The sequence below is a fragment of the Pseudokineococcus lusitanus genome, from assembly GCF_003751265.1.
GTDB classification, from domain to species: Bacteria; Actinomycetota; Actinomycetes; order Actinomycetales; family Quadrisphaeraceae; genus Pseudokineococcus; species Pseudokineococcus lusitanus.
The window spans coordinates 233896-260292 of sequence record NZ_RJKN01000004.1 but is presented as its reverse complement, the minus strand read 5'-3'; the positions used below and the strand labels follow the sequence as shown (position 1 = coordinate 260292).

The 26397-nt window shown below is 75.3% G+C and carries 20 protein-coding genes and 2 pseudogenes; 16 read left to right on the top strand and 6 right to left on the bottom strand.

From position 1 onward, the window contains the following. Positions 1-330: 330 nt before the first annotated feature. The 6 genes and pseudogenes from EDC03_RS09350 (at position 331) to EDC03_RS09335 (ending at position 7134) form a co-directional block, all read left to right on the top strand. Positions 331-3480, top strand: a complete 3150-nt coding sequence (locus EDC03_RS09350; protein ID WP_123379947.1) for a BPTD_3080 family restriction endonuclease — start codon at positions 331-333, stop codon at positions 3478-3480. A 16-nt stretch (positions 3481-3496) separates the two neighbouring features. Beyond that, on the top strand, positions 3497-3961 hold the full coding sequence (locus tag EDC03_RS17865) for a hypothetical protein (RefSeq protein WP_199720095.1): 465 nt from the start codon (positions 3497-3499) through the stop codon (positions 3959-3961). A 48-nt stretch (positions 3962-4009) separates the two neighbouring features. Continuing rightward, positions 4010-4921: pseudogene (locus tag EDC03_RS18565) on the top strand (DNA methyltransferase); the annotation flags it as partial. Positions 4922-4945: 24 nt separating this feature from the next. Then, the gene (locus tag EDC03_RS18185) at positions 4946-6184 is read left to right on the top strand and encodes a hypothetical protein (RefSeq protein ID WP_241967119.1); all 1239 of its coding nucleotides are present in this window, start codon (positions 4946-4948) and stop codon (positions 6182-6184) included. A 49-nt stretch (positions 6185-6233) separates the two neighbouring features. Further along, on the top strand, positions 6234-6803 hold the full coding sequence (locus EDC03_RS09340) for a Uma2 family endonuclease (protein ID WP_123379946.1): 570 nt from the start codon (positions 6234-6236) through the stop codon (positions 6801-6803). Positions 6804-6897: 94 nt separating this feature from the next. Continuing rightward, complete coding sequence (locus tag EDC03_RS09335; protein WP_148058046.1) at positions 6898-7134, top strand: hypothetical protein; 237 nt, start codon at positions 6898-6900, stop codon at positions 7132-7134. A gap of 123 nt (positions 7135-7257) precedes the next feature. Here the strand turns inward: EDC03_RS09335 and EDC03_RS09330 are convergent, their stop codons facing one another. Then, positions 7258-8190, bottom strand: a complete 933-nt coding sequence (locus tag EDC03_RS09330) for a 1,4-dihydroxy-2-naphthoyl-CoA synthase (protein WP_123379944.1) — start codon at positions 8188-8190, stop codon at positions 7258-7260. 116 nt (positions 8191-8306) lie between these two features. On the opposite strand from EDC03_RS09330, the gene EDC03_RS09325 reads away from it, so the two are divergent. Next, positions 8307-9701: a hemolysin family protein gene (locus EDC03_RS09325; RefSeq protein ID WP_123380101.1), complete on the top strand. Its 1395-nt coding sequence runs from the start codon at positions 8307-8309 to the stop codon at positions 9699-9701. Between the two features lie 99 nt (positions 9702-9800). Next, positions 9801-10871: an o-succinylbenzoate synthase gene (locus EDC03_RS09320; protein ID WP_123380100.1), complete on the top strand. Its 1071-nt coding sequence runs from the start codon at positions 9801-9803 to the stop codon at positions 10869-10871. A 31-nt stretch (positions 10872-10902) separates the two neighbouring features. Here the strand turns inward: EDC03_RS09320 and EDC03_RS18180 are convergent. Continuing rightward, positions 10903-11865: pseudogene (locus EDC03_RS18180) on the bottom strand (AbrB family transcriptional regulator); the annotation flags it as partial. 169 nt (positions 11866-12034) lie between these two features. On the opposite strand from EDC03_RS18180, the gene menD reads away from it, so the two are divergent. The 6 genes from menD (at position 12035) to EDC03_RS09285 (ending at position 18879) form a co-directional block, all read left to right on the top strand. Then, positions 12035-13999, top strand: a complete 1965-nt coding sequence (gene menD / locus EDC03_RS09310; RefSeq protein ID WP_199720092.1) for a 2-succinyl-5-enolpyruvyl-6-hydroxy-3-cyclohexene-1-carboxylic-acid synthase — start codon at positions 12035-12037, stop codon at positions 13997-13999. Then, positions 13996-14688, top strand: a complete 693-nt coding sequence (locus EDC03_RS09305) for a demethylmenaquinone methyltransferase (RefSeq protein ID WP_123379943.1) — start codon at positions 13996-13998, stop codon at positions 14686-14688. Before menD ends, EDC03_RS09305 begins: the two co-directional genes overlap by 4 nt. Before the next feature lie 102 nt (positions 14689-14790). Continuing rightward, a complete protein-coding gene (locus EDC03_RS09300; protein WP_123379942.1) occupies positions 14791-14964 on the top strand; it encodes a CsbD family protein in 174 nt (57 codons plus the stop codon). Positions 14965-15101: 137 nt separating this feature from the next. Next, entirely contained in the window at positions 15102-16406 is a 1305-nt protein-coding gene (locus tag EDC03_RS09295) for a geranylgeranyl reductase family protein (RefSeq protein WP_199720091.1), read from the top strand. 184 nt (positions 16407-16590) lie between these two features. After that, positions 16591-17523 (top strand): polyprenyl synthetase family protein, encoded by a 933-nt coding sequence (locus EDC03_RS09290; RefSeq protein ID WP_123380097.1) that lies wholly within the window; start codon positions 16591-16593, stop codon positions 17521-17523. A gap of 228 nt (positions 17524-17751) precedes the next feature. Further along, positions 17752-18879 carry a hypothetical protein gene (locus tag EDC03_RS09285; protein WP_148058045.1) on the top strand — a complete coding sequence of 376 codons (1128 nt, stop codon included), beginning with the start codon at positions 17752-17754 and terminating at the stop codon, positions 18877-18879. Between the two features lie 78 nt (positions 18880-18957). Here the strand turns inward: EDC03_RS09285 and rarD are convergent, their stop codons facing one another. Genes rarD through EDC03_RS09270 form a run of 3 tightly spaced genes read right to left on the bottom strand, consistent with a single transcriptional unit; the run spans position 18958 to position 23038 of the window. Next, entirely contained in the window at positions 18958-19869 is a 912-nt protein-coding gene (gene rarD / locus EDC03_RS09280; protein WP_199720090.1) for an EamA family transporter RarD, read from the bottom strand. A gap of 53 nt (positions 19870-19922) precedes the next feature. Continuing rightward, a complete protein-coding gene (locus EDC03_RS09275; protein ID WP_123379940.1) occupies positions 19923-21029 on the bottom strand; it encodes a 2-oxoacid:ferredoxin oxidoreductase subunit beta in 1107 nt (368 codons plus the stop codon). After that, complete coding sequence (locus EDC03_RS09270) at positions 21026-23038, bottom strand: 2-oxoacid:acceptor oxidoreductase subunit alpha (protein ID WP_199720089.1); 2013 nt, start codon at positions 23036-23038, stop codon at positions 21026-21028. The genes EDC03_RS09275 and EDC03_RS09270 overlap by 4 nt, the downstream gene beginning before the upstream one ends. A 218-nt stretch (positions 23039-23256) precedes the next feature. Between EDC03_RS09270 and htpX the strand changes: the two genes are divergently transcribed. Then, positions 23257-24126, top strand: a complete 870-nt coding sequence (htpX, locus tag EDC03_RS09265) for a zinc metalloprotease HtpX (RefSeq protein ID WP_123379938.1) — start codon at positions 23257-23259, stop codon at positions 24124-24126. A gap of 375 nt (positions 24127-24501) precedes the next feature. Next, positions 24502-25374, top strand: a complete 873-nt coding sequence (locus EDC03_RS09260) for an endonuclease domain-containing protein (protein ID WP_148058044.1) — start codon at positions 24502-24504, stop codon at positions 25372-25374. 192 nt (positions 25375-25566) lie between these two features. On the opposite strand, the gene EDC03_RS09255 is transcribed toward EDC03_RS09260, so the two are convergent. Beyond that, the gene (locus EDC03_RS09255; RefSeq protein ID WP_123379936.1) at positions 25567-26397 is read right to left on the bottom strand and encodes an alpha/beta hydrolase family protein; all 831 of its coding nucleotides are present in this window, start codon (positions 26395-26397) and stop codon (positions 25567-25569) included.

Below are 26397 nucleotides of genomic sequence, written 5' to 3'. Positions count from 1 at the left end.
GGTTCACGACGAGCACGCCGGCGTCTCGGCGAGGGAGGAGCGGCCTGATCGTCGGGCCCGCCAGCGCTCGCTCCTGAGGGTTGCCGAGATTTCTCTCGAGAGGCTGCTGGCAATGCCGGCCGATGTCGGCCCTCCGCCACCCGCTCCTGCGTGAGCCCTTGGGTTCGCGCAGCTCCGGATCGGGGCGCCAGTCGCTCCGCCGGCGTTTGCTCGGGCGGAGAGGCGTGTGGCACACCGACGGCCGTGCCGCCCGGCTCGTCTAGTGTCAGCCGCCTGTAGACGGCTTCCGGCACTGCTGGCGGTCGGGAGGTCGAGACGCGGGGGCGTGAGATGTCGGCGACGGACAACCCCATCCTGGGGAGCCCCTACGACATCCCGTCGAGGCACTGGCGCCTCGACGACCGCGGTGGCATCCAGGACGACGTCGTCCAGGGCCGGCGGCGCAGCGAGTCGTGGGTGCCCGTCCCGCGCCCGCGCAAGCGCAAGGTGTCGGGGCAGACCGAGCTCGAGCTGCACCGCACCGACGAGCGTCGCGAGCGCAACGACCAGGTCGACCGGATCCGGCAGGTCGTCGACCTCTGGCGTCGCCGCGACTACCCGCACGTCACCGAGACGACGGGGCGGCTCCTGCGGTACTGGGCCGACCCCGAGCGCAGCAACCGCGTCCTTTTCGCCCAGCGGGAGGCCGCGGAGACGGCGATCTACATCGCCGAGGCGGCAGCCCGTGACGGCAACGACTGGGTGCGCCAGGAGCTGCAGCGCCTCAACGGCGAGTTCAACCGGGGCCTGCCCCGCGTCGCGCTGAAGATGGCGACGGGCTCGGGCAAGACGGTCGTCATGGCCATGCTCATCGCCTGGCAGACCCTCAACAAGGTGGCCCGTCCCAAGGACCCGCGCTTCTCGACGCGCTTCCTCGTGGTCGCCCCGGGCATCACCATCCGGGACCGCCTGCGGGTCCTCGTGCCCACCGACAAGGGCAGCTACTACGCCGAGCGCGACCTCGTGCCCGCGGACCTCTGGCCGCACATGCGCCGTGCCTCCCTGACGGTCACCAACTTCCACAGCTTCCTGCTGCGCTCGACGCAGGAGGGCCGCGGCATCAGCGCCGACACTCGGCGCCTCGTCACCGCGCGGGTCGACGGGGACCCGTTCACCGAGACGCCGCCGATGATGGTCGCCCGGGTCCTGCGGGGGATGGCTTCGCGGCGTCCCGGCGACGGCGGCCCGCTGGTCGTCCTCAACGACGAGGCGCACCACTGCTACGCGACGGCGGCCGCTGCGGTCCTGGGCGCGAGCCGGGCGGAGGACCTCAAGGGCGCCGACAAGAAGGAGGCGCTCGCCCGCAACGACGAGGCCGGGGTGTGGTTCTCCGGGATCCGGGCGGTGGCGGAGCGCTTCGACGTCAAGGCGGTCTACGACCTCTCGGCGACGCCGTTCTTCCTCAGCGGCTCGGGCTACCCGGAGGGCTACATCTTCCCGTGGGTGGTCAGCGACTTCTCGCTGCTCGACGCCATCGAATCGGGGATCGTCAAGATCCCCCGCGTCCCGGTCGCCGACGACTCCGAGGGCGACACCGTCGCCTACCTCAACCTCTGGGACCACGTCGGTGACGTGCTGCCGAAGCGGGTGGCGAAGGACGTGCGCCTCGTCGAGACGCGCGAGCTGCCGCCCACGCTGGACGGCGCGCTGAAGAGCCTCTACGCCTCCTACGAGCGGGCGTTCGAGCGGTGGGAGGCGCAGCGCCGCGAGGACTCGCTACGGGCGGGGTCGACGCCGCCGGTGATCATCGTCGTCTGCCCCAACACGCTGGTGTCCCGGTGGGTGTACGACACGATCGCCGGCTGGACGAAGCCGGTCGAGGCCGGGGGAGAGGACGGTCCACCGGTCCACGTCCCCGGCCAGCTGCCGCTGCTCAGCAACGTCGTCGACGGCCGGCACCTCTCCCGCCCGCGGACGATCCTCGTCGACTCGGCGCAGCTCGAGTCCGGAGAGGCGCTCACCCCCGACTTCCGCACGGCGGCCGGCGAGGAGATCGCCGCCTTCCGCGCGGAGCACGTCGCGCGCACCGGCCGTACGGCCGACGACCTCGACGACGCCGACCTGCTGCGGGAGGTCCTCAACACGGTTGGCAAGCCGGGGCGCCTGGGCGCGGGCGTCCGGTGCGTGGTGAGCGTCTCGATGCTCTCGGAGGGCTGGGACGCCAACACGGTGACCCACGTCCTCGGGGTCCGGGCCTTCGGCTCCCAGCTGCTCTGCGAGCAGGTGGTCGGTCGGGGGCTGCGCCGCCGCTCGTACGTGGTCGGCGAGGACGGCCGCTTCGCGCCGGAGTACGCCGAGGTCTACGGCGTCCCCTTCAGCTTCATCCCCAGCGACCGGCCCGCCGCCGACCCGGTGCCCGGGCGACAGCCGCAGGCCGTCAAGGCGCAGGAGAACCGGAGCGCCGCCCGGATCACCTTCCCGCGCCTGGACGGGTACCGCGTGGAGCTCCCTGACCACCGGGTCTCCGCGGACCTCAGCGAGGTTCCCGTGCACCGGGTCCGCACCGAGGAGGTCGCCACCCTCACCGAGGTGGCCGGCCTCATCGGCAGCGAAGAGGTCCACGACCTCGGTCGCTTCCAGCGGGCGCGGGAGCGGACGGTCGCCTTCGAGCTGGCCAAGGCGCTGATGCGCCGCTTCGCCGTCGACAACGACCCCGGCGGCACCCGTCCGTGGCTCTTCCCCCAGCTCGTCCGCATCGCGGAGGAGTGGCTCAGGACGCGGGTGGAGTACGAGCAGTCGACCTTCCCGGGGCTCTTCCTCATCGGGACGCGGCGGTCCGAGGCGGCCGAGCAGATCTACCAGGCGATCAACCAGCCGAAGGGTGGTCGCGAGCCGCTCGTGCTCCCGGTCTTCAGCGCTCTTGGCCGGACGGGGTGCACCGACGTCGTCGACTTCTCGACGACCAAACGCGTCATCGAGACGGACCCCGAGAAGTGCCACGTGGACGGCGTCGTCCTCGACGGCCCGGACGGCAACACGTGGGAGCAGATCGCGGCCGGGGCGTTGGAGGCGTCGAAGGACGTCGCGGCCTACGTCAAGAACGACCACCTCGAGCTGGCTGTCCCGTACCTGCACAAGGGTGCTGCCCGTCGATACCTGCCGGACTTCGTCGTCCGACTCACGCCCGACGGCTCCGGCGTCGAGCGGCACCTGTTGCTCGAGGTGTCGGGCGGGCGGAAGTCGCAGACGGAGCGCGCCGAGAAGGCGGCGACCGCGCGGAACCAGTGGTGCGCCGCGGTCAACAACCACCAGGGCTTCGGCCGCTGGGGGTACGTCGAGGTCGACGACCCCGTCAGCACGAAGAGCGTCCTGGCGCACGCCGTCGAGCGCCTGCGCGCCGACGAGCCGATCACCGGCCTGCCGACGGTCCTGTCCGGCGGGCTCTTCGACCACGACATCAACGACGAGGAGCTGGCCGATGCCGCCGCGCCGAACCACTGACACGCCGGCCGGGCCCGTGCCCATCGAGTCTTTCGACCACGCCGCCAAGCGGTCGAACATCCCCACCGCGGACGGTCGCGACTTCGTCGACGAGTCCGTGCAGGCACCGCGCGTCCTCGGCGTCGAGCGCGACGTCGCGCTGGATCCTCAGCTCGTGTGGCGCGGCAAGGACGCGCAGGACGACCGCCTCGAGGTGCAGGCTCCACCGCTCTACATCCAGGAGAAGGTCGACCCCCGGGCCCTCGTGGAAGACCTGCGGCGCGCCTCGACGGCACCGGCGGCCGAGGAAGCGGCCTCGCTTTTCGACGACTTCGACGACTTCGACGGGCTTGAGGGCTTCGAGGCCGTCGAGTACTACCGGCATGAGGCCAACTGGTCGAACCGCATGATCCTCGGGGACGCACTTGAGGTCATGGCCTCCCTCGCCGAGCGCGAAGACCTGCGCGGACAAGTCCAGTGCGTCTACATGGACCCGCCGTAGGGCATCGAATTTTCGTCCAATTGGCAGACTCGTGCGGGCAGTCGGGAGGTGCGGGACCGTCTCTCGGATGTGAGTAGGCAAGTCGAACAGATCAAGGCCTTCCGCGACACGTGGGAGCACGGTATCCACTCCTACCTGAACTACCTGCGTGATCGCTTCGCTGTCGCGAGGGAACTGCTTACGGATAGTGGCACGCTGGTGGTGCAGATCGGTGAGCGCAATGCGCACACGGTCCGTCTGGTGGCGGAAGAAGTCTTCGGTGCCGATGGGTACCTGGGTAGCATCGTTTTCAATAAGACAAGTAGCCAGAACGCCACTGGAATGCCCTCTGTTGTAGACTACTTGCTCATATTCGCCAAGTCGCCATCGGTTCATAAGATGCGGCGCTTGTTGGCTGCGAAGCGACCGGGTGAGAGGGGCGCGAAGAACTACACGCAGATTTTCTCACCTGATCTCTCTCACCATCGACGTATGACTCCTGATGAGATGACAGGTCGCGACCCTCTCCCTACGGGCTGGCAAATCGGTCGGCTCGGGCCCCTGCTCTCACAGGATCTCCAAACGGCGCGCAGTAGCCCCTACGAGTTCGCCGGTCGGTCGTTCTCGGTGCCTGGTAACAATCACTGGAAGTATGACCCGTCGCCCGGCGGCGCCATGGACGTGTTGGCAAGGGTGGGGCGAATCAAAGTGTCCGGAAAGTCACTGGCGAGCGTCCTTTTGGCATCAGACAACCCAACCACCCCTTTGGATAATGTCTGGCTTGACACGGGGACTGGTAGTTTCACGGAACCTCAGGTTTACGTGGTTCAGACAGGGCAGAAGGTGGTCCAGCGCTGCTTGCTTATGTTCACCGATCCTGGTGATCTAGTGCTTGACCCCACGTGTGGTTCTGGAACGACGGCGGTGGTAGCCGAGCACTGGGGTCGCAGGTGGATCACTATCGACACCTCGCGTGTCGCGCTGGCACTTGCCCGGCAGCGGATCATGAGCGCTCAGTACCCGTACTACCTCCTCGCCGACTCGCCCGCGGGTCGGGCCAAGGAGGCCGAGCTCACCGGCGAGCGGGTGCCCGCGACGCCGTCCACCGGTGACCTGCGTCAGGGCTTCGTCTACGAGCGCGTCCCGCACGTCACGCTGAAGTCGATCGCCAACAACCCGGACATCCGCGAGGGCATGTCGCGGGCGGAGATCGACGCGGCCATCGCCCGGCACGCCGAGAGCGAGACGCTCTACGACCGGCCGTACACCGACCTGAAGCGGGTCCGGGTGGCCGGGCGCTTCACCGTCGAGTCGCTCTCCCCGCACCGGTCGGTCTCCTTCGACACCGAGATGGACGAGAAGCCGGCGTCGGAGGAGTCGCCCGACGCGGGGGCCGACGTCGTCGACGACCGGCCGACGTACGAGCGGACGGTCCTCGACAACCTGCGGACCGCCGGTGTCCAGAACGGACGCCGGGACGAGCGGCTGGTCTTCGACAGCCTCGAGCCGCACCCCGGCGTGGCCGTCCAGGCCGTGGGCACGCGCCGGGACGCCGAGGACGAGACGCCGCAGCGCATCGCCGTCGCCCTCGGGCCCGAGTACGGCACCGTGAGCCCCGACCTCGTCAAGCAGGCGGCGCGCGAGGCGCTGCAGGGGGCCGGGCACGACCTCCTGCTCGTCCTCGGCTTCTCCTTCGACGCCGGCACGCTGGGGACGGTCGACGAGTTCCGGCCCAGCGAGGGCAGCGACTTCGCCACCGTCGCGGCCGAGCGGCGCCTCGGCCGGCTGCCCATCCTCCTGGTGCGGATGAACACCGACCTCGCGATGGGCGACGAGCTGCTCAAGAAGACGGGGGCAGGCAACCTCTTCACGGTCTTCGGGGAGCCCGACATCGTCGTCGAGCGGGACGCCGACCAGGTCGTCGTCGAGATCCGCGGCGTCGACGTCTACAACCCGACCACGGGGGAGGTGCGGTCCGACGAGCCGGACTCCATCGCGCTGTGGATGGTCGACACCGACTACGACGGTGAGTCGTTCTTCGTCCGGCACGCCTACTTCTGCGGCGCGGGCGACCCGTACGCACGGCTCAAGCGAGCGCTGAAGGCCGACGTCGACGAGGCCGCGTGGGAGTCGTTGCACAGCACCCGTTCGCGGCCCTTCGCGGTGCCCTCTACGGGGCGTATCGCCGTCAAGGCGATCAACGACTACGGCGACGAGGTGCTCACCGTCCTCCCGGTGGTCTGAGAGTCCTCGGGCACCCCCGGCCCGCGGGCTGCAGGTCTACCGTCGGGTCATGACCGCAACGTCCGTGCGCGAGGTGGCGCTCGTCACCGCCGACGACCTCCTGGCGAGATCGGTCGACGGGCAGCGCGTCGAGCGCGTCGAGGGGGTCCTGACCGCGATGACACCAGCGGGCGCGCGCAACGGGCGGACGGCGGCTCGACTGCTCCTGCGCATCGGCGCCCACGCCGAGGCGACCAGCGCCGGCGAGGTGCTGGCGGCCGAGACGGGGTTCCTCCTCGCCGAGCGGCCGGACACGGTGCGGGCGCCCGACGTCGCCTTCGTCGCCGCGGAGCGGGTGGCCGGGCTGGACGTCGCCGGCTTCTCGCCCGTCGTCCCGGACCTCGTCGCCGAGGTCGTCAGCCCCGGCGACCGGTCCAGCGAGGTCACCCAGAAGGCGCTCGCGTGGGTGGATGCCGGCGTCCGGCTCGTGTGGGTCGTCGACCCGCAGGCGCGCACCGTCGTCGTCCACGACGGCGCCGTCGTTCGGGTGCTGCGCGGCGACGACGTCCTCGACGGCGGCGAAGTCCTCCCGGGCCTGTCCCTCCCCCTGGGCGACGTCTGGCCGGTGCCGCCGCCGTGAGGTGGTGCGGCGCGTCCTCTGCCGACCGTCGTCACACACCTGAGCGAGCGAGGAGAACGGCATGGCGCGCGTCGTCCGCCTGGTCCCACCCCCTATGGCTGACGAGCCCGAGCCGGAGGTCTTGCCCGGCGCCGCCGACTGGCTCGCGACCTGGATGCACGTCCGCGCGTGGGCGGGCTCTCGGGACGACGCGATGCGGGTGATGGCGGGCTTCCGTGCGAGCGTGGAGGGTCCCTTCGGCGGGGAGCACCCGACACTGCCGGACGCCATCGAGGCGTACCTCACCGCGGCGGACGCCGGGGCGCTGGTCCCCTGCTTCGGCAACGACTGACAGCAGCCTGACGCCGAGGTCGGTGCGCCGACCCGACGGTCCACCGTCAGATCGACGCACCGACCTCGAGGTCGTGCCCCGGGACGTGGTGCACCGCGGTCCGTGGCGCACAGCCCGCGCGGCTCAGTAGTGCCAGGGGTAGGGCGACCAGTCCGGGTCCCGCTTCTCGAGGAAGGCGTCGCGCCCCTCGACGGCCTCGTCGGTGCCGTAGGCCAGGCGCGTGGCCTCGCCGGCGAAGAGCTGCTGCCCGACGAGCCCGTCGTCGGGCAGGTTCATCGCGTACTTGAGCATGCGCTGCGCCGTCGGGGACTTGCCGTTGACCTCGGCGGCGACGACCAGCGCCTCCTCCTCGAGGTGGGCGTGGTCGGCGACGACGTTGACGGCGCCCATCCGCTGCATCGTCTCGGCGTCGTACGTGCGGCCGAGGAAGAAGATCTCCCGGGCGTTCTTCTGCCCCACCATCTGCGCCAGGTACGCAGAGCCGTAGCCGGCGTCGAAGCTGCCGACGTCGGCGTCGGTCTGCTTGAAGCGGGCGTGCTCGCGGCTCGCGACGGTGAGGTCGCAGACGACGTGGAGGCTGTGGCCCCCGCCGGCAGCCCAGCCGGGGACGACGGCGACGACGACCTTGGGCATCGCCCGCACGAGCCGCTGCACCTCGAGGACGTGGAGGCGGCCGCGCTCGGCGAGGCCCGCGGCGGTCGAGGGGTCCGCGCCGTCGGCGTACTGGTAGCCCGACCGGCCCCGCACCCGCTGGTCGCCGCCGGAGCAGAAGGCCCAGCCGCCGTCGCGGGGGCTGGGGCCGTTGCCGGTGAGCAGGACGCAGCCGACGTCGGCGGAGCGGCGGGCGTGGTCGAGGACGCGGAGCAGCTCGTCGACGGTCCCCGGGCGGAAGGCGTTGCGGACCTCGGGGCGGTCGAACGCGACGCGCACGGTGCCGCGCTCGGGGCCGGGGCGCACGCACCGGTGGTACGTCACGTCGACGAGGTCGGAGAAGCCCGGCACCTCCGCCCAGGCCGTCGGGTCGAAGGTCTCGGAGACGTCCGCGCGCGCTGCCACGGGCCGACCCTGCCACGCCGTCCTCGCCCCTCCGCTGGGTGCGCCACCGCCCCCTCGTGGCCCCTCCGGGGGGCGCCGGTGCGCGGAGCGCCCGCGCGCCCAGGATCATGGTGACCATGTCGCTCGGCTGGGAGATCGTGCTCGTCCTCGTCTTCGTGCTCGTGGGCGGTGTCTTCGCGATGTCCGAGCTCGCCCTCGTGTCCCTCCGGGACGGCCAGGTCAAGGCGATGGTCGGCCAGAACCTGCGCGGCGCCCTGGCGGTGGAGCGGCTCCGCGGCTCGACCAACCGCTTCCTGTCCGCCGTCCAGATCGGCGTCACGGCGGCGGGCTTCTTCGCCTCCGCGTACGGCGGCGCGACCATCGCGGCACGGCTGACGCCGGTCCTCGTCGGCTGGGGCGTCCCGGAGGGCGTCGCGACGACCGTCTCCCTCGTCGTCATCACGGCGCTCGTCTCGTACGTGTCGCTCGTCCTCGGCGAGCTCGTGCCCAAGCGCATCGCGCTGCAGAGGCCCGACGCCGTCTCGCGCCTCGTCGCCCCGGCGCTGGAGAAGATCGCCGTGCTCGCGACGCCGGTCATCTGGTTGCTCGGGAAGTCCACCAACCTCGTCGTCCGTCTCCTCGGCATGAACCCCGACGACGAGCGCGACGAGGTCAGCGAGGAGGAGCTGCGGGAGATGGTCTCCTCGCACGAGGACCTCGACGACGACGAGCGCCGCCTGCTCGACGACGTCTTCGCCGCCGCGGACCGCCGGGTCGCCGAGGTGATGGTGCCGCGCACCGAGGTCGAGTTCCTCGACGGCGCCAAGACCCTCGAGGAGGCGGCGCAGGAGATCGAGCACCGCCCGCACTCCCGCTACCCGGTGACGGGGGAGGGCGTCGACGACGTCATCGGCTTCGTCCACGTCCGCGACGTCCTCACCGCGCTGCGCCACCCCGAGAGGTCGACCGGCCGCCTCCAGGACGTCATGCGCCCGGTGAGCCTGGTCACCGGGAACCAGGCGGTCCTGCCGGCGCTGTCGGAGATGCGCCGCACCCGCCGCCACATCGCCGTCGTCGTCGACGAGTACGGCGGCACCGACGGCATCGTCACGCTCGAGGACCTCGTGGAGGAGCTCGTCGGCGACATCGAGGACGAGCACGACCGCCGCGACGTCGAGGCCCCCGAGGTCGTGGGCCACGTCGAGCTGTCCGGCCTCCTGCACCGCGACGAGGTGCTCGACCAGACCGGCGTCCAGCTCCCCGAGGGCTCGTTCGAGACCCTCGCCGGCTTCGTCATGGACCGGCTCGGCCGGCTGCCGGGCGAGGGCGACGTCGTCGAGGACCTCGGCCACCGCTTCACCGTCCTGCGCCTCGACGGCCGCCGGGCCGACCGCATCGGCGTCGAGGCCGTCGAGGAGGAGCCGGAGGGGCCCGGCGGCGACCCGGCCGGCCGCGCCGGCAGCGGCGACCTGCGCTCGGGCGTCACCCGCGGCGCGGCCGCCGACGGCGACGGCGGGCCCGGCCGCGGCTGAGCCGTCGTGACCTCCCCGACGGCCCCGACGGGCGCCTCGGCGTGGACCGCCTGGACGGGCGGCCGCGCGTCCGCCGTGTGGCCCCCGCCCGGTACCGACGTGCCGCTGCCCGCGCAGGACGACGTCCTGGGGGAGGCGCGCGTCGTCGTCGTCCCGCTGCGGACCCGCTTCCGCGGCCTGCTGGCCCGGGAGGCCGTCCTCCTGCGGGGGCCGGCCGGCTGGGCGGAGTGGGCGCCCTTCGCCGAGTACGACGACGACGAGGCGGCCTGGTGGCTCCTCGCCGCGCTCGAGGCGGCGTGGGTCGGGCCGCCGGCCCCCGTGCGGGCCGCCGTCCCGGTCAACGCGACCGTGCCGGCGCTCGCGCCCGGGGAGGTGGCGGACGTCGTCGCCCGCGTGCCCGGGGCGCGCACCGCGAAGGTCAAGGTGGCCGAGCCCGGCGTCGAGCCGGCCCGCGCGGACGCCGAGGACGTCGACAGGGTGGCCGCCGTGCGGTCGGCCCTCGGCCCGGGCGGCCGGGTCCGCGTCGACGCGAACGGCGGCTGGTCGCCGGAGCGGGCCGCCCGCGTCCTCGCGGCCCTCGCCGCGCAGGGGCCGCTGGAGTACGCCGAGCAGCCGTGCGCCGACGTCGCCGGTCTCGTCGACCTGCGGGCGCGGCTGGCCGCGGCCGGCCTCGACGTGCCCGTCGCCGCGGACGAGAGCATCCGCCGGGCGGCCGACCCGCTCGCCGTCGTGCGTGCCGGGGCGGCGGACGTCGCCGTCCTCAAGGTCCCGCCGCTGGGCGGGGCCCGGGGGCTGCTGGCGCTCGCCGAGGTGCTGCGCCGCGACCACGGCGTCCCCGTGGTCGTCTCCAGCGCCCTCGACACGTCCGTCGGCCTCGCCGCCGGGGTCCGCGCCGCCGCGGCCCTGCCGGACCTGGCCCACGCGTGCGGCCTGGCGACCGGCAGCCTCCTGGCGGCGGACGTGGCCGGGCCGCTCGTCGTCGTCGACGGGGCCCTCGACGTCGCGGCCGCCACGGCCGCGACGGCCGACCTCAGCCCGGCGCGCCTCGACGCCGTCGCCGCCCGCGCGGACGTCGCCGCGGCCTGGCGGGAGCGGCTGGGCCGGGCGTGGCGCCGGCTGGCGACCGCGTCGCGTACCGGCGGAGGAGCCGGCTCAGCAGGGGCGCGGTGAGCAGGACGACGAGGAGCCGCATGACCTGCACGGCGAGGACGAAGGTGACGTCGGAGCCGACGGACAGCGACGCGGCCAGCACGGCCCACAGGCCTCCCGGCGTCGTCGCGAGGTAGCCGTCCAGCAGCGAGACGCCGGTCGCGGCCGACAGGGCGACGCCGAGCCCCGCGCACGCGACGAGGACGGCGACGGTGAGCAGCAGGGCCGCCGGCAGGGCTCGCCGGAGGACGCGCAGCGACTCCCGCGTCGCGGACAGCCCGGCCTGGAGGCCGATGACGGCGTACGCGACGTCGACGAGCGCCACGGGCACCTCGGCGCCGCGCGACAGGCCGGCGGCCCCCACGACCGCGGCCAGCACGAGCGGCCCGAGCAGCGCTCCGGCGGGCAGCCGCGCCAGCCGGCCCAGCACCGAGCCGGCGGTCCCCACGACGACGACGAGGAGCAGCCCCACCCACCACGGCGCCGGGTCGTCGAGCGGGGCGGCCGCACGGGCGGCGCCGTCGCCGCCCGCCCCCGTGACGAGGAGGACGACGGGCAGGGTCGCCGTGACGAGGAGGACGCGGAGGTACTGGACGACGGCGACGAGCCGCTGGTCGGCGCCCAGCTCGCCGGCCATCGACACGAGCCCCGACGCGCCGCCCGCCGTGAGGGCCAGCGAGCCCGTGACGGGCCCGACGTCGCGGCGGCGGCCCAGGGCGACGCCCGCGGCCACGCTGACGCCCAGCGTCGCGGCGACGACGAGGAGCACGGGCAGCCACGAGGCGGCCACCTCGGTGAGCGTCCGCGGCTGGACGAGGCTGCCGATGACGACGCCGAGGGTCGCCTGCGCGGCGAGGTCGAGCGGCCGCGGCACGCGGTGCGGGCCCCGCGGCGAGGGCCCCGGCAGCCCGGACAGCGCCACGCCGATGCCGACGAGCAGCCCGGCGAAGAGCACGCCCGCGGGGACGCCGAGCAGCTCGAGCGCGGTGCCGCCCGCCGCGGCGAGCAGGGCCACGACCAGCCACCGCCACCAGGGCACCGACCGCACGACCCGGACGGCGCGGCGCAGCCGTCCCTGCCCGCCGCCCGCTCGTCGCACGGCCGCGATGCTGCCACCGCCGGGCCGACGGCCCCGCAGGCGTCCGGCGCGGCCCGCGGCGGGCCGCTGGCGGAGGATGGGCGTCGTGCCCGCCCCGCCCGCCCCCGCGACGCCCGCCCTCCCGCCGGCGCGCGCCTGCGCGCTCGCCCTCGTCGCGGGGCTCGTGGCCCGCGGCGTCCGCCACGTCGTCGTCTGCCCCGGCTCGCGCTCGGCGCCGCTGGCCTACGCGCTCGCCGACGCGGAGCGGGCCGGCTCCCTCGCCGTCCACGTGCGCACCGACGAGCGCGCCGCGGCCTTCACGGCGCTGGGGGCCGGGCGCGCCACCGGCGTCCCCGCGGCCGTCGTGACGACGTCGGGGACGGCCGTTGCCAACCTCGTGCCGGCCGTCCTCGAGGCGTCGACGGCGGGGGTCCCGCTGCTCCTGCTGACGGCCGACCGCCCGCACGCGATGCGGGGCACGTGGGCCAACCAGACGACGGCCCTGCAGGCGGGGCTCCTCGGTGCCGCGGTGCGCCGCGCCGTCGACCTGCCGGTGCCGCCGGCCGGCGAGGAGGACGCGGCCGCGGCGCGCTGGGCCGCCGAGGCCGCCGACGCCGTCGACGTCGCGCGCGGCCTCCTCCCGCTCCGCGCCGCCCCCGGGGAGGCGGCGCAGCGGCCCGGGCCCGTGCACCTCGACCTCGCCCTCGGCGACCCCCTCGTGCCCGACGCCGACGAGGACCCCGCCGCCGTCCGCGCCGTCCCGGGCCCGGTGCCCCGCCGGCTCGCGCCGCCCCCGCGCGGCGGGGAGGTGCACGCGCTGCCGCTCGGCCCCCGCACCGTCGTCGTCGCGGGCGACGCGCCCGCCCGCACGGGGTGGACGGCGCGCTGGCTCGCCGAGGCCGGGGGGTGGCCGCTGCTCGCCGAGCCGTCCTCCGGCGCCCGTTCCGGGCCCTGCGCCGTCGGGCCCTACCGCCTGCTCCTCGACCGCCCCGAGCTGGGCGGGCGGGTGGAACGGGCCGTCGTCGTCGGCCGCCCGACGCTGTCGCGCCCCGTCGCGCGGCTCCTCGCCGACCCGGCGGTCGAGGTGGTCCAGCTCGTCGACCACCCCGACGAGCCCGGTCCCGCACCCCGCCCCGGTCTGCGCCGGGTCGTCGGCACCGCGGTGCCCGAGGACGTCCTCGCGACCGGGACGGCGGGGCGCTGGCACGCCGACCGGGCCCTCGCGCCCGACGCCTGGCTCGCCGCCTGGCGCCGGGCCGGGGCACTCGCGGCGGGGGCCCTGGCGGAGGTGCTGGCCGCCGAGGAGGCCGCCGACGGCCCCGGGGCCGTCGGTCCGTCGACGGCGCGCGAGGTCGTGGCGGCCACCGCGCCGGGCGACCTCCTCGTGCTCGCCGCCTCCACGGCCGTCCGCGACGCCGACCTCGCCGGCGACCCGGTCGAGGAGCCGGCCCTCGACGCCCAGCGCACGCCGTCCCCGCCGCCGCTGCGGGTGCCCGACGACGTCCGGCTCGTCCTGTCCGGCCGCGGGCTCGCGGGCATCGACGGCACCCTCTCGGGGGCCGTGGGCGCCGTCCTCGCGACGGGGCGGCCCGGCCGGGTGCTCGTCGGCGACCTCGCCGCCCTCCACGACCTCGCGGGGCTCGCCGTCCCGCCCGGCGAGCGCGGCCGCACGACGGCGTGGTCGGTCCCGCCGCAGCTGCAGGTCGTCGTCCTCGACGACGACGGCGGCGGCATCTTCGACCTCCTCGAGCACGGCGGCCTCGCCCGGGCGGTGCCCGGCCGCGCCGGGGACGTCGAGCGCCTCTTCGGGACGCCGACGGGCGTGGACCTCGTGGCGCTCGCGCGCGGCCTCGGGCTGCCCGCGACCCGCGTGCACGGGACCGCCGAGCTGCGGGCCGTGCTGCGGGCGCCGGAGCCGGGGCTGTCGGTCGTCGTCGTGCCCGCGGACCGCTCGCGGCTGCGCGAGCTGCACGCCCGCGGGCGGGAGGCCGTCGGCGCGGTCCTCGACGCCGACGCGGCCGCGGTCGCCGCGGGCGGGACGGCGGGCGGCTGGCAGGATCCGCCCCCGTGACCCGCGCCGACCTCCACAAGCAGCCCTCGCAGGTGGCGGCGATGTTCGACGCCGTCGCCCGCCGCTACGACGTCACCAACGACGTGCTGTCCCTCGGCCAGGACCGCCGCTGGCGCCGCGCCGTGGTGCGCGCCGTCGACGCGCGGCCGGGGGAGCGGGTGCTCGACCTCGCCGCGGGCACGGGCACGAGCAGCGAGCCCTTCGCCGACGCCGGCGCGGGCGTCGTCGCCTGCGACTTCTCGCTGGGGATGCTGCGCGCCGGGGCCCGGCGCCGGGACCTGCCCTTCGTGGCGGGCGACGCCCTGCGGCTGCCCTTCGCCGACGGCGCGTTCGACGCCGCGACGATCTCCTTCGGCCTGCGCAACGTCGTCGACCCCGACGCGGGCCTGCGCGAGCTGCTGCGGGTGGTGCGCCCCGGCGGGCGGCTCGTCGTCTGCGAGTTCTCGACGCCGACGTGGCGCCCGTTCCGCACCGTCTACGGCGAGTACCTCCTGCGGGCGCTGCCCGCGGTGGCCCGCCGCACGAGCTCCTCCCCGGACGCCTACGTCTACCTCGCCGAGTCCATCGCCGCGTGGCCCGACCAGGCGGCGCTCGCGGCCCGCGTCCGGGCCGCCGGGTGGGGCGAGGTCGCGTGGCGCGACCTCACGGGCGGCGTCGTCGCCCTGCACCGGGCCGTCCGCCCCGCCTGAGAGGTCGCCGGGAGCTACCGCCCGGAGCCGCTCCCGACGTGCGGGGGCGCACGACCGGTGCTTGGCTCGTCGCCGTCAGAGCCGCAGACCAGGAGGTTCACCGTGAGCGCCACCGACAAGATCAAGAACGCCGCCCAGGACATCGCCGGCAAGGCCAAGGAGGCCCTGGGCGACGCGAAGGACGACGACAGCCTCCGCGCCGAGGGCCAGAAGGACCAGGTCGCCGCGGACGCCAAGCAGCGTGGCGAGCACGTGAAGGACGCCTTCAAGGGCTGACCGGCCCCGGGCCCCAGGGCTCCCCGAGGACCCCACCACCCGTCCGGGTGGTGGGGTCCTCGTGCGTCCGGGGGACGCCCGCCGGCGGGCCGGACCCGCGCGGCGCGGCCGGGGCGCCGCTCGTAGGCTTGACCCCCGTGAGCACCCCCAGCCCGACGCCCCCGGCGGAGGCCGACGTCCTCGTCGTCGGCGCGGGCCCGGCGGGGGCGACGGCGGCCCGCCACCTCGCCGCCGCCGGCGTCGCCGTGACGGTGCTCGAGAAGACGTCCTTCCCCCGCGAGAAGGTCTGCGGCGACGGCCTCACCCCCCGCGCGGTGCGCGAGCTGCTGGCCCTCGGCCTCGACCTGTCCCCCGAGGAGGGGTGGGTCCGCAACAAGGGCCTGCGCATCATCGGCGGCGGCATGCGCGTCGAGGTGCCGTGGCCGGACCTCGCCGCCTTCCCCGGCTACGGCCTCGTGCGCCCCCGCCTCGGCATGGACCAGGTGCTCGTCGACCACGCCCGCGCCGCCGGCGCCGTCGTGCACGAGCGGACGTCCGTCGTCGGCGCCGTCGTCGACGAGGCGACCGGCCGGGTCGTCGGCGTGCGGGCCCACCCCGTCGACGAGCGCGGCCGTCGCGCCGGCGGGGACGTCGAGCACCGCGCCCGCGTCGTCGTCGCGGCCGACGGCGTGAGCGCCCGCCTGGCGCTGTCCGTCGGCCTGCAGCGGCGCGAGGACCGCCCCATGGGCGTCGCGGTCCGCACGTACTTCCGCTCGCCGCGGCACGACGACGACTGGATGGAGAGCTGGCTCGAGCTCTGGGACGGCGAGCCCGGCCGCTCGCGGCTGCTGCCGGGCTACGGCTGGGTGTTCGGCGTCGGCGACGGCACGAGCAACGTCGGCCTCGGCGTCCTGTCGTCCTCCGCGGCCTACGGGAAGGTGGACTACCGCGACCTGCTCAAGCGGTGGACGTCGACGCTGCCGCCCGAGTGGCAGTTCGACGACGAGCACCGCGAGGGGCCGGTCCGCGGGGCGGCGCTGCCCATGGGCTTCAACCGGACGCCGCACCACCACCACGGGATGCTCCTGCTCGGCGACGCCGGCGGCATGGTCAACCCCTTCAACGGCGAGGGCATCGCCTACGCCATGGAGTCGGCGCGCCTGGCCGCCGAGGTCGTGGTGCAGGCGTTGGGGCGCCCCGACGTCGCCGGCCGCCTGCGCGCCCTCGACGCCTACCCCGGCCTCGTCCGGGACGCCTGGGGCGGCTACTTCCGCCTCGGCGGGATCTTCGTCAGGCTCATCGGCCACCCGGCCGTCATGGAGGCCGCGACCCGGCACGGGCTGCCGCGCCCGCTCGTCATGCGCTTCGTCGTCAAGCTGCTCGCCAACCTCACCGAGCCGCGCGGCGGCGACGTGCTCGACCGCGTCGTCAACGGGATGAGCCGGCTCGCGCCGGCCGTCTGAGGGGCTCGTCGTGGCGGTCGGGGGCACTGCGGTGGGTGGTCGGCGGGAGCCGGTCGCGTCCGGGACACTGGACGGCGTGACCCCGCCCCTGCGCCCGCCCGGCTCGCGCACCCCCCTCGGTGCCGGCACGCCCGGGGGGCTGCTCGTCGGCGTGGGCCCCCTGGCGGAACGGGTCACCGCGCACATGGTGGCCGTCGAGGCGCAGCTCCGCAGCGCGGTCTCGCAGTCGGACCGGCTCGCCGACAGCACCTCCCGTCACCTCGTCGAGGCCGGCGGCAAGCGGGTCCGGCCGCAGCTCGCCCTGCTGGCCGCCGAGCTCGGCCACGGCGCCGTGCCGGAGGTCGTCCAGGCCGCCGTCGTCGTCGAGCTGACGCACCTGGCCACGCTCTACCACGACGACGTCATGGACTCGGCGCCCCTGCGGCGCGGAGCGCCTGCGGCGCAGCAGGTCTGGGGCAACAACGTCGCCATCCTCACGGGCGACCTGCTCTTCGCCCGGGCGTCCCGCCTCGTCGCGGCCCTCGGTCCCCGGGCCGTGGAGATCCAGGCCCAGACCTTCGAGCGGCTCTGCCTCGGGCAGCTCCACGAGACGGTGGGCCCGGAGGACGGCGAGGAGCCGGTCGGCCACTACCTCCAGGTGCTGGCGGACAAGACCGGCTCGCTCATCGCCACCGCCGCCCGCTTCGGCGCCATGTTCGGCGGCTGCGACGACGAGGTCGTCGACCTGGTGGTCCGGTACGGCGAGCGCGTCGGCGTCGCCTTCCAGCTCGCCGACGACGTCATCGACCTCGACGACGACGACAGCGGCAAGCGTGCCGGCACGGACCTGCGCGAGCGCGTGCCCACCCTCCCGGTGCTGCTGGCGCGCCGGGCGGCCGCGGCGGGCGACGCCGACGCGGCCGCCGCGCTGGCGCTCGTCGACGGTCCCCTCGACGGCGACGACGAGCTGGCCCGGGCCGTCGCCGCACTGCGGGCGCTCCCGTCCACGGACGAGGCCCGCCGGCACGCGCGGGCGTGCGCCGAGGAGGCCGTCGAGGCCCTGGGCGCGCTGCCCGACGGCGAGGTGAGGGACGCGCTGGCGGCCTTCGCCGCCGCCATCGCCGACCGCACGCGCTGACGGCGGGCCGCCCGGACGGGTGCTCCTCGCCGGGTCGTCGTGACCGTGCCGAGACCGGTTGGCCCAGGGGTGGTCTCGGCACGGTGACGCGGAGGTCTCATGTCGTGCTCCCAGGTGACGATCAGGCGACGACGTCTCCTCCGGGCCTCCGGGACCCGCTCCGCCCCCCTAGTTTTCGTCGTGCCGGGACGCCGCTGGGGCGGCCCGGACGAGAGGGGACCAGGACAGATGTCGAGGGGTACGGGGGCTGCGCGGCACGGGGCGCGCGTCGGGGTGGCGCTGGCGACGGCCGGGCTGGTGGCGCTGCCGCTGACGGCCGCGCAGGCGGCGGGGACGGACGAGGAGCGGCCGACGTACGTCGACCTCGCCGAGGTGGAGGTCGACGGGTCCTTCCTCGTGCCGGTGGAGACGCTGCCGGACTTCGACCCGTCGAAGAGCTCGGCGACGGACTTCTTCAACGCGGTGCCGGTCGCCCCGGGCGGTGAGGTCACCATCTCGCTGCCGCCGGGGGTCGAGGTGCCGGACGCCGGCGCGACGACGCTCGAGGGCGGGACCGAGGACCAGGAGCCCGTCGGCGAGCAGTACGCGTTCGAGGCCTCGGACGGCGGGCCGCTGACGGCCGCCGTCGAGGACGGCTCGCTCGTCGTGACGCTCCCCGCCGCGGAGGACCTCCCGGCGGAGCTCGTGGGCGACGCGATCCTCTCCGTGCCCGTGGAGGGCGGCGGCCTCGAGCAGGACCTCTTCTACTACCTCGACCTCGGGTCGTCGGCGGGCGGGGACGCCCTCGAGCTCGCGCCGGTCCTCGTGACGACGGCGTCCGCCTTCGTCGGCTACCGGGTCGAGACGGGCAGCAGCATCGAGCTCGACGTCACGGACGCCGACGTGCTCGCCGGGCTCGGCGTCACGTCGCTCGACCCGTTGCTCGTCAGCGTCACGGGCCTCGGCGAGCTCGTCGCGCCGGCGCCCGCGGTCGCCGTGGACGCGGACGGGCTGCGCGCCACCGTCACCCTGTCGCCGGAGACCGTCCCCGAGGACTACGTGGCGCTCCTCACGCTGCAGCCGCGCGACGGGGACGGCGTGGTCGAGCCGCAGCTGCTCGTGCAGGTGGACCTGCCGCTCGGCGTCGTCGAGGCGGCCGCCGAGCCCGCCCCGGCGCCGTCCGCGGAGCCGACGACCGCCCCGGCGCCGGCGCCCGCGCCGCCGGCCGAGAAGCCCCGCCAGAACGAGGGCCTGCGCTCCAACACGGGCGTGGAGGACACGGGGACGTCCACCACCGCGCTCGTCGCGGGCGGCGGTGTCCTGCTCCTGGGCCTCGCGGCCGGGGCGGCGCTCCTGCGCCGGCGCACGCAGCGCTGACCCGCACGGCGGACGAGGCCGGCACCGCACCCGCGGTGCCGGCCTCGTGCCGTCCGAGCAGCCCGGAGGCCGCCGGGCTCAGCCCTTGGCGGACGCCTCGGCGGCGCGGACGAGCGCCTGCCGGCGGGCGCTGCGCAGCGTGTCGACGGTGAGCAGGACGAGCGCCAGCCAGATGAGGCCGAAGCCGACCCAGCGGGTCGGCGCGACGGTCTCGCCCAGCACGAGGACGCCCAGCAGCAGCTGCAGCACTGGCGTGAGGTACTGCAGGAGACCGATGGTCGAGAGCGGGACGCGGCGGGCGGCGGCGCCGAAGAGGAGCAGCGGGGCCATCGTCACGAGCCCGGCGCTGACGAGCAGCGCGGTGTGGACGGGACCGTCGGTCGTGAAGGTGCCCCGACCGGCCGCCTCGAGGACGACGAGCGCCGCCAGGGCGGGCAGCGCGAGGACGAGCGTCTCGCCCGTGAGGGAGACGAGCGCCGTCGTGCCGCGCCCCACGCGGTTCTTCGCGAGCCCGTAGAGGCCGAAGCTCACGGCGAGGGTGAGGGCGATCCACGGCAGCCGGCCCTCGTCGACGCTGACGACGAGCACCGCCAGGGCCCCGAGGCCGACGGCGGCCCACTGCGCCGGGCGCAGCCGCTCCCCGAGGAGCAGGACGCCGAGCAGCACCGTGACGACGGGGTTGGCGAAGTAGCCCAGCGACGCCTCGACGACCATGCCCTGCTGGACGCCGTAGATGTAGACGCCCCAGTTGACGGCGATGGTCACCGACGCGAGCGCGAGCCACCCCAGGCGGGAGCGGTCGGAGAGCAGCCGCCGCAGGTCGCCGAGCCCGCGCAGGGCCACGAGGACGACGAGGCAGAGCAGCAGCGCCCACAGCACGCGGTGCACGAGCACCTCGAGAGCCCCGGCGGGCGCGAGGGCCGAGAAGTAGAGCGGGAACGACCCCCACAGCGTGTACGCCGCGACACCCATGAGGGTGCCGCGGCGCACGTCGCGGTCGTCGTCCCCGGCCGCGACCGCCGGGGCGGTCGGGCCGGGCGCGCTCAGCGGACGACCCAGGTGTCGCCGCCCGCGATGAGGGCGTCGAGGTCGGCGTCCGTCGCGGGGCCGCCGGCGGCCTCGCGGGCGCTGGTGACCTGCTCGCGGACGAGGTCGTCGTACGTGGGCCGCTGCACGGCGCGGAAGACGCCCACGGGCACGTGCGCCATCGACGGGCCGTCGAGCCGGCTCAGCGCGAAGGCCTGCGTCGGGTCCTCGGCCCCGGCGTCGTGGACGACGACGTCTCGGCCCGCGGCCTCGGCCTCGGGGACCGCCTCGACGCCCCCGCCGGCGGTGCGGACGACGACGCGGCGGTCGTCCTCGCGCCCGTAGCGGACCTGCTCGCCGTCGACGAGGTGCACGAGCCGGGCGCGGGACTCCTCGGCGTCCTTGAGGACGTCGAAGGCGCCGTCGTTGAAGATCGGGCAGTTCTGGTAGATCTCGACGAGCGAGGTCCCGCGGTGCTCGGCGGCCGCGCGGAGCACCGACGTGAGGTGCTTGCGGTCGGAGTCGAGCGTGCGGGCCACGAAGGTCGCCTCGGCGCCCAGGGCGAGCGACACCGGGTTGAAGGGCGCGTCCACCGAGCCGGACGGCGTCGACTTCGTCACCTTGCCGACCTCGGACGTCGGCGAGTACTGGCCCTTCGTCAGGCCGTAGATGCGGTTGTTGAAGAGCAGGATCGTCATGTTGACGTTCCGCCGCATCGCGTGGATCAGGTGGTTGCCGCCGATGGACAGCGCGTCGCCGTCGCCCGTGACGACCCACACCGACAGGTCGGGGCGCGACGTCGCGAGGCCCGTGGCGATCGCCGGCGCGCGGCCGTGGATCGAGTGCAGGCCGTAGGTGTCGAGGTAGTACGGGAAGCGGGAGGAGCACCCGATCCCCGAGATGCAGACGATGTTCTCCTTGCGGAGGCCGAGCTCGGGCAGGAAGCCCTGCACCGCGGCGAGGACGGCGTAGTCGCCGCAGCCGGGGCACCAGCGCACCTCGTTGGCCGCCGTGAAGTCCTTCTTCTTCAGCGTGACGCCCTCGGGCAGGCGGGGGACGTCCTCCGTGCCGCTGCGGACGGCGGGCAGGCCGAGGGAGACGGGGGTGGGGGGAGCGGTGGTCATCGCCGGGCCTCCTGGGGGCTCTCGAAGCCGGTGTCGGTGGCGGGCGCCGCGACCTGCGTCGCGGGCTCGGTGAGGTCGCGCACGGCGTCGCGGACGACGTCGAGCAGCTCGCCGGCCGTGAACGGGCGCCCGCGGACGCGCGCGTGGCTCTGGACGTCGACGAGGTAGCGGCCGCGCAGCAGCAGGGCCAGCTGGCCGCCGTTCATCTCCGGCAGGACGACGCGGTCGTAGGACCGCAGCAGGTCGCCGAGGCCGGGCGGGAAGGGGTTGAGGTGGCGCAGGTGCGTGCGGGCCACCTGGAGGCCCTCGGCGCGGGCGTCGCGCACGGCGGCCGCGATCGGCCCGAAGGTCGAGCCCCACCCGAGGACGAGCACCCGCGCGCGGCTGCCGTCGGGGGCGACGGGGTCGTCGACCTCGAGCGGCGGGACCGCGACGCCGTCGACCTTGGCCTGGCGCAGGCCGGTCATGCGCTCGTGGTTCTCCGGCTCGTAGGAGATCTCGCCGGTGACGTCGGCCTTCTCGAGACCGCCGATCCGGTGCTCGAGGCCCGGGGTGCCCGGGACGGCCCAGGGGCGGGCGAGCGTCTCGGGGTCCCGCAGGTACGGGCGGAAGGCGGGCGTGCCGTCGTCGCCCGCGCCGTTGGGGCCGGTGGCGAAGGCGGGGTCGATGCCCGGGAGGTCCGCCACCGAGGGCAGCGCCCAAGGCTCGGAGCCGTTGGCGAGGTAGCCGTCGGACAGGAGGATCACGGGCGTCCGGTAGGTGACGGCGATCCGCACGGCCTCGACCGCGGCGGTGAAGCAGTCGGTCGGCGAGCTGGCCGCGACGACGGGCAGCGGCGACTCGCCGTTGCGGCCGTACATCGCCTGGAGCAGGTCGGCCTGCTCCGTCTTCGTCGGCAGGCCCGTGGAGGGGCCGCCGCGCTGGACGTCGACGACGACGAGCGGCAGCTCGAGCATGACGGCCAGGCCGATGGTCTCGGCCTTGAGCGCCAGGCCCGGGCCGGACGTCGTCGTGACGCCGAGCGAGCCGCCGAAGGACGCGCCGAGGGCGATGCCGACGCCGGCGATCTCGTCCTCCGCCTGGAGCGTCGTCACGCCGAGGTGCTTCATGGCCGAGAGCGCGTGGAGGATGTCGCTGGCCGGGGTGATCGGGTACGAGCCGAGCACGAGCGGCAGGCCCGCCTTGTGCGCACCGGCGGCGAGGCCGTAGGCCAGCGCCGTGCTGCCGGTGATGTTGCGGTACGTGCCGGCGGGGTGCTCCGCGGGCGCCACCTCGTAGCGGACGGCGAAGCCCTCGGTCGTCTCGCCGAAGGCCCACCCGGCGCGGAAGGCCGTGAGGTTGGCGTCGCGCACGGCGGGCTTCTTGGCGAACTTCGTCTGGATGAACTTCTCGGTCGCCTGGGTCGGGCGGTCGTAGAGCCACGACAGCATCCCGAGGGCGAACATGTTCTTCGCGCGCTCGGCGTCCTTTCGGGACAGGCCGGAGTCCTTGAGCGCCTCGACGGTCATCGAGGTCAGGGGCAGGGAGTGCACCTGGTAGCTCTCGAGGCTGCCGTCCTCGAGCGGGCTGGCCGTGTAGCCGACCTTCTGCAGGCTGCGGCGGGTGAACTCGTCGGCGTCGGCGATGATCACGCCGCCGCGCGGAAGGTCCGCGATGTTGGCGCGCAGGGCGGCCGGGTTCATCGCCACGAGCACGTCGGGGGCGTCGCCCGGGGTGAGGACGACGTGGTCGGCGAAGTGGAGCTGGAAGCTCGAGACGCCGGGGAGCGTGCCCTGGGGGGCGCGGATCTCCGCGGGGAAGTTGGGCAGCGTCGCGAGCGCGTTGCCCAGGGTCGCCGTCTCCGCCGTGAAGCGGTCGCCGGTCAGCTGCATGCCGTCGCCGGAGTCCCCCGCGAAGCGGATGACGACCTGGTGGACGCGCTCGACGGGCTTGCCGTCGCCGGTGCGGGCGGGGGCCTCCGGCGGGGCGTCCGCCTCGGGGGCGTCGGGCGTGGGGGACTCGAGACGCATGGGAGCGGCAACACCTCGGGGCTCGGGGACCATCCCGGCTACTCGACCGTCCCGCTCGGGCTCGTGCCGCGCGGCCCGGGAGCCGGGTCCCTCCATGGTAGGCGGGGAACGCGGCCGCCCCGGACGGCGTTCATCCCGTGACACGGACGCCCGTGGCGTCCCCGTCGTCCGGCACCCGCCGGGCGGCCGCTCCTACCCCGGAAGGGTGCCCGCTCCGCATGGGCCACCAGCACTTCAACGGCGTCAAGACCGCCGTCCTCTTCGGCGCCTTCGGCGGCCTCATCCTCTTCGCGTCGTGGCTCGTCTTCGGGCAGAGCCTCGGCGCGCTGACGATCGGCCTCGTCATCGCGCTCGCGGTCAACGGCTTCTCGTACTGGAAGAGCGACTCGATCGCCCTGCGCGCCATGCGCGCCCGTCCGGTCACCGAGGCCGAGCAGCCGGCGATGCACCGCATCGTCCGCGAGCTGTCGGTCGCCGCCGGCCAGCCGATGCCCCGTCTCTACGTCTCGCCGACGCGCGCGCCCAACGCCTTCGCCACGGGCCGCAACCCGCAGAACTCGGCCGTCTGCTGCACGCAGGGCATCCTCGAGATCCTCGACGAGCGCGAGCTCCGCGGCGTCCTCGGCCACGAGCTCATGCACGTCTACAACCGCGACATCCTCACGTCGTCCCTGGCGGCCGCCATGGCGAGCGTCATCACCTTCCTCGGCTACGCGGCCCTGATCTTCGGCGGCGGGAACCGCGAGAACGGCGGCGGCAACCCCCTCGCCGGGATGCTCCTGCTCTTCCTCGGCCCGCTCGCCGCCGGCCTCATCCAGATGGGCATCAGCCGCACCCGCGAGTACGACGCCGACGAGGACGGCGCCCGCCTCACCGGCGACCCCCTCGCCCTCGCGAGCGCGCTCCGCAAGCTCGAGCGCGGCACCGCCGCGGCCCCCCTGGCCCCCGAGCGAGACGTCGTCAGCTCGAGCCACATGATGATCGCGAACCCGTTCCGGGCCCGCGACGTCAAGTCGCTCTTCTCGACCCACCCGCCCATGGACCAGCGCGTCGCCCGCCTCGAGCGCATGGCCGGCTACGGCGGCTGACGCCCCACCACCGCCCTACCCGCGAACAGGCGCCTGTTCGTCCCCGAGACGCGCCCCCTTCTCGACTCCGCTGCCGAAGTCGGCGGAGGGGGCGCTCTCACGACGACTTCGCTGCCGAAGTCGGGAATGGGGCGCACCCCCGCCCGACTTCGCTGCCGATGTCGGGAATGGGGCGCACCCCCGCCCGACTTCGCTGCCGATGTCGGTGCGAGGGGCGCCGCGCCGCCACGCCGACCTCGCTGCTGACGGAACGGGCGAAGAGGAACCTCCGCGACTGCCGCAACAGCGTCGTGGGCCGCTGCCGCCGCGGTCCGCTGTCACGACGCCTGTGGACAGCGCTCCCGTACGCCTGCGCCCCCCCGGCACGCTCGGAGGGTGGCCAGGAGAGCGGAGGACCTCCCGCGCGTCTTCCTCGGCGCGACGGCGGTGGCCGAGGGGTGGTTGGCCAAGGACGACCTCCGAGGGCCGTCCGTCGTGCGCCTCCTCCAGGGCGTGTACGCGCCGTCGTGGGTGACGCGGGACCACGCCCTGGTCTGCGAGGGCGCCGGCCTGGTGCTGCCATCCGGCGTCCAGCTGACGGGCGCCTCGGCGGCGACCGTCCTCGGTCTCGCCTGGCTACGACCCGACGACCCGGTGGAGGCCGTGACCGAGGAGCGCGACCGACGCTCGGTCCGACGAGGTGTCCGGGTCCGACGCTCCCGCCGCGACCTCGAGCCGGGGCGGGCGTGGCGGACGGCGGTGCTGGCCTGCCCCGAGCGGGTGGCCTTCGACGCCGCCTCCCGCGTGCCGCTCCCGACGGCCGTCGCCCGGCTGGACGCCCTGGCCGCTGCGGGTCATCTCGACCTCGGCGCGATGGCCGGCTGGCTGCAGGGCCGCCGCGACGGCGGTGTGGCTCGCGTCCGGGCGGCCCTCGAGCTCACCGACCCGCGCGCCGAGTCCTTGCCCGAGTCACGGCTCCGGGTCCTGCTCGTGCAGGCCGGCGTGGACGTCACCGTGCAGCACGTCGTGCGCGACCGTAGCGGCGGCTTCGTCGCCCGCGTCGACCTCGCTGTCGTCGGTGCCCGCGTCGCCGTCGAGTACGACGGCCGGTGGCACGGCCAGCCGGACCAGCTCGAGAAGGACCGCCGTCGGCTCAACAAGCTGCAGTCGGCCGGGTGGACCGTCGTCCACGTCACGGCGGCGGACATGGCCGACCCGGGTCGCGTCGTGGCGATGGTCGTCGCCGCCGTCGCCAGGGCCGCTGCGTGAGCGGGCCGGCGTCGACGACGTCGCGCGCTCGTCCTCGACGACGGCGGCGACGTCGGTGGGAGAGCCGGGTCAACTCGACTTCGGCAGCGAAGAGGGTCGGGAGGGTGCCGGGGGCACGACTTCGGCAGCGAAGTGGGTCGGTGAGGTGCCGGGGGCACGACTTCGGCAGCGAAGTCGGAGGGGGCGGCCGGGTCAGGTGAGGCGGGCGAGCACCTCGTCGCGGGCGAGGGCCCACGAGCGGGTCGTCGGGTCGAGGTGGGCGCGGTGGTCCTCGCCCTCGACGACGACGAGGCGGACGTCGCCGCCCGCGGCCGTCGCAGCGGCGGCGTAGCGGTCCGCCTGGTCGGGCGGGACGACGTCGTCCCCGGTGCCGGCGAGGCACAGGACCGGGCACGACGCCGGGACGAGGGCGGCGGGGGAGGAGAGGGCGTACCGGTCGGGGACGTCGGCGGGCGACCCGCCGAGCAGCGCGGCGGCGGCTCCGCGGCCGAGGTCGGCGTCCGCGGCGGCCACGAGGTCGAGGACGCCGGCCTGGCTCACGACGGCGAGCGGCGCCAGCCGCGGGCCCGCCCCGGGCGCGCCGCTAGGGAGGCGGTGCCGCGACGCCGCCCACGTGGCGAGGTGACCGCCGGCGGAGTGGCCGACGAGGACGCACTGCGCGGGGTCGAGCCCCGCCGGGGGCAGGACGTCGACGAGGAGGTCGAGGGCCGCGGCCGCGTCCACGGCGGTCCACGGCCACCCGCCGCCGTCGCCGACCGCGCGGTAGTCCGGCAGCACGACGGCGACACCGCGGCCCAGCAGGTCGGCCGCGACGGCGTCGCCGAGCCGCCGGTCGTAGGTCTCCGAGCCGTCCTCGGCGCCCGGCCGCCAGAAGCCGCCGTGGACGAGCACGGCGACGCCGTCCGTGGCGGGCACCGCGGGCCGGTGCAGCTCGAGGAGCTGCCGCTCGTGGGTGCCGGTCCGGTGGACGGCGCCGGGGCCGGCCGCCCCCGGCAGCGTCGGGGCCGCCGCGCTCGTCACCAC

Coding starts and splice junctions, on each gene's coding strand:
- EDC03_RS09285 (WP_148058045.1), top strand. CDS start 17,752: ATGTCGAGGGGTACGGGGGCTGCGCGGCACGGGGCGCGCGTCGGGGTG.
- htpX (WP_123379938.1), top strand. CDS start 23,257: ATGGGCCACCAGCACTTCAACGGCGTCAAGACCGCCGTCCTCTTCGGC.
- EDC03_RS09340 (WP_123379946.1), top strand. CDS start 6,234: ATGACCGCAACGTCCGTGCGCGAGGTGGCGCTCGTCACCGCCGACGAC.
- EDC03_RS09275 (WP_123379940.1), bottom strand. CDS start 21,029: ATGACCACCGCTCCCCCCACCCCCGTCTCCCTCGGCCTGCCCGCCGTC.
- EDC03_RS09270 (WP_199720089.1), bottom strand. CDS start 23,038: ATGCGTCTCGAGTCCCCCACGCCCGACGCCCCCGAGGCGGACGCCCCG.
- EDC03_RS09350 (WP_123379947.1), top strand. CDS start 331: ATGTCGGCGACGGACAACCCCATCCTGGGGAGCCCCTACGACATCCCG.
- EDC03_RS09290 (WP_123380097.1), top strand. CDS start 16,591: ATGGTGGCCGTCGAGGCGCAGCTCCGCAGCGCGGTCTCGCAGTCGGAC.
- EDC03_RS09325 (WP_123380101.1), top strand. CDS start 8,307: ATGTCGCTCGGCTGGGAGATCGTGCTCGTCCTCGTCTTCGTGCTCGTG.
- EDC03_RS09335 (WP_148058046.1), top strand. CDS start 6,898: ATGGCTGACGAGCCCGAGCCGGAGGTCTTGCCCGGCGCCGCCGACTGG.
- EDC03_RS18185 (WP_241967119.1), top strand. CDS start 4,946: ATGAGCGCTCAGTACCCGTACTACCTCCTCGCCGACTCGCCCGCGGGT.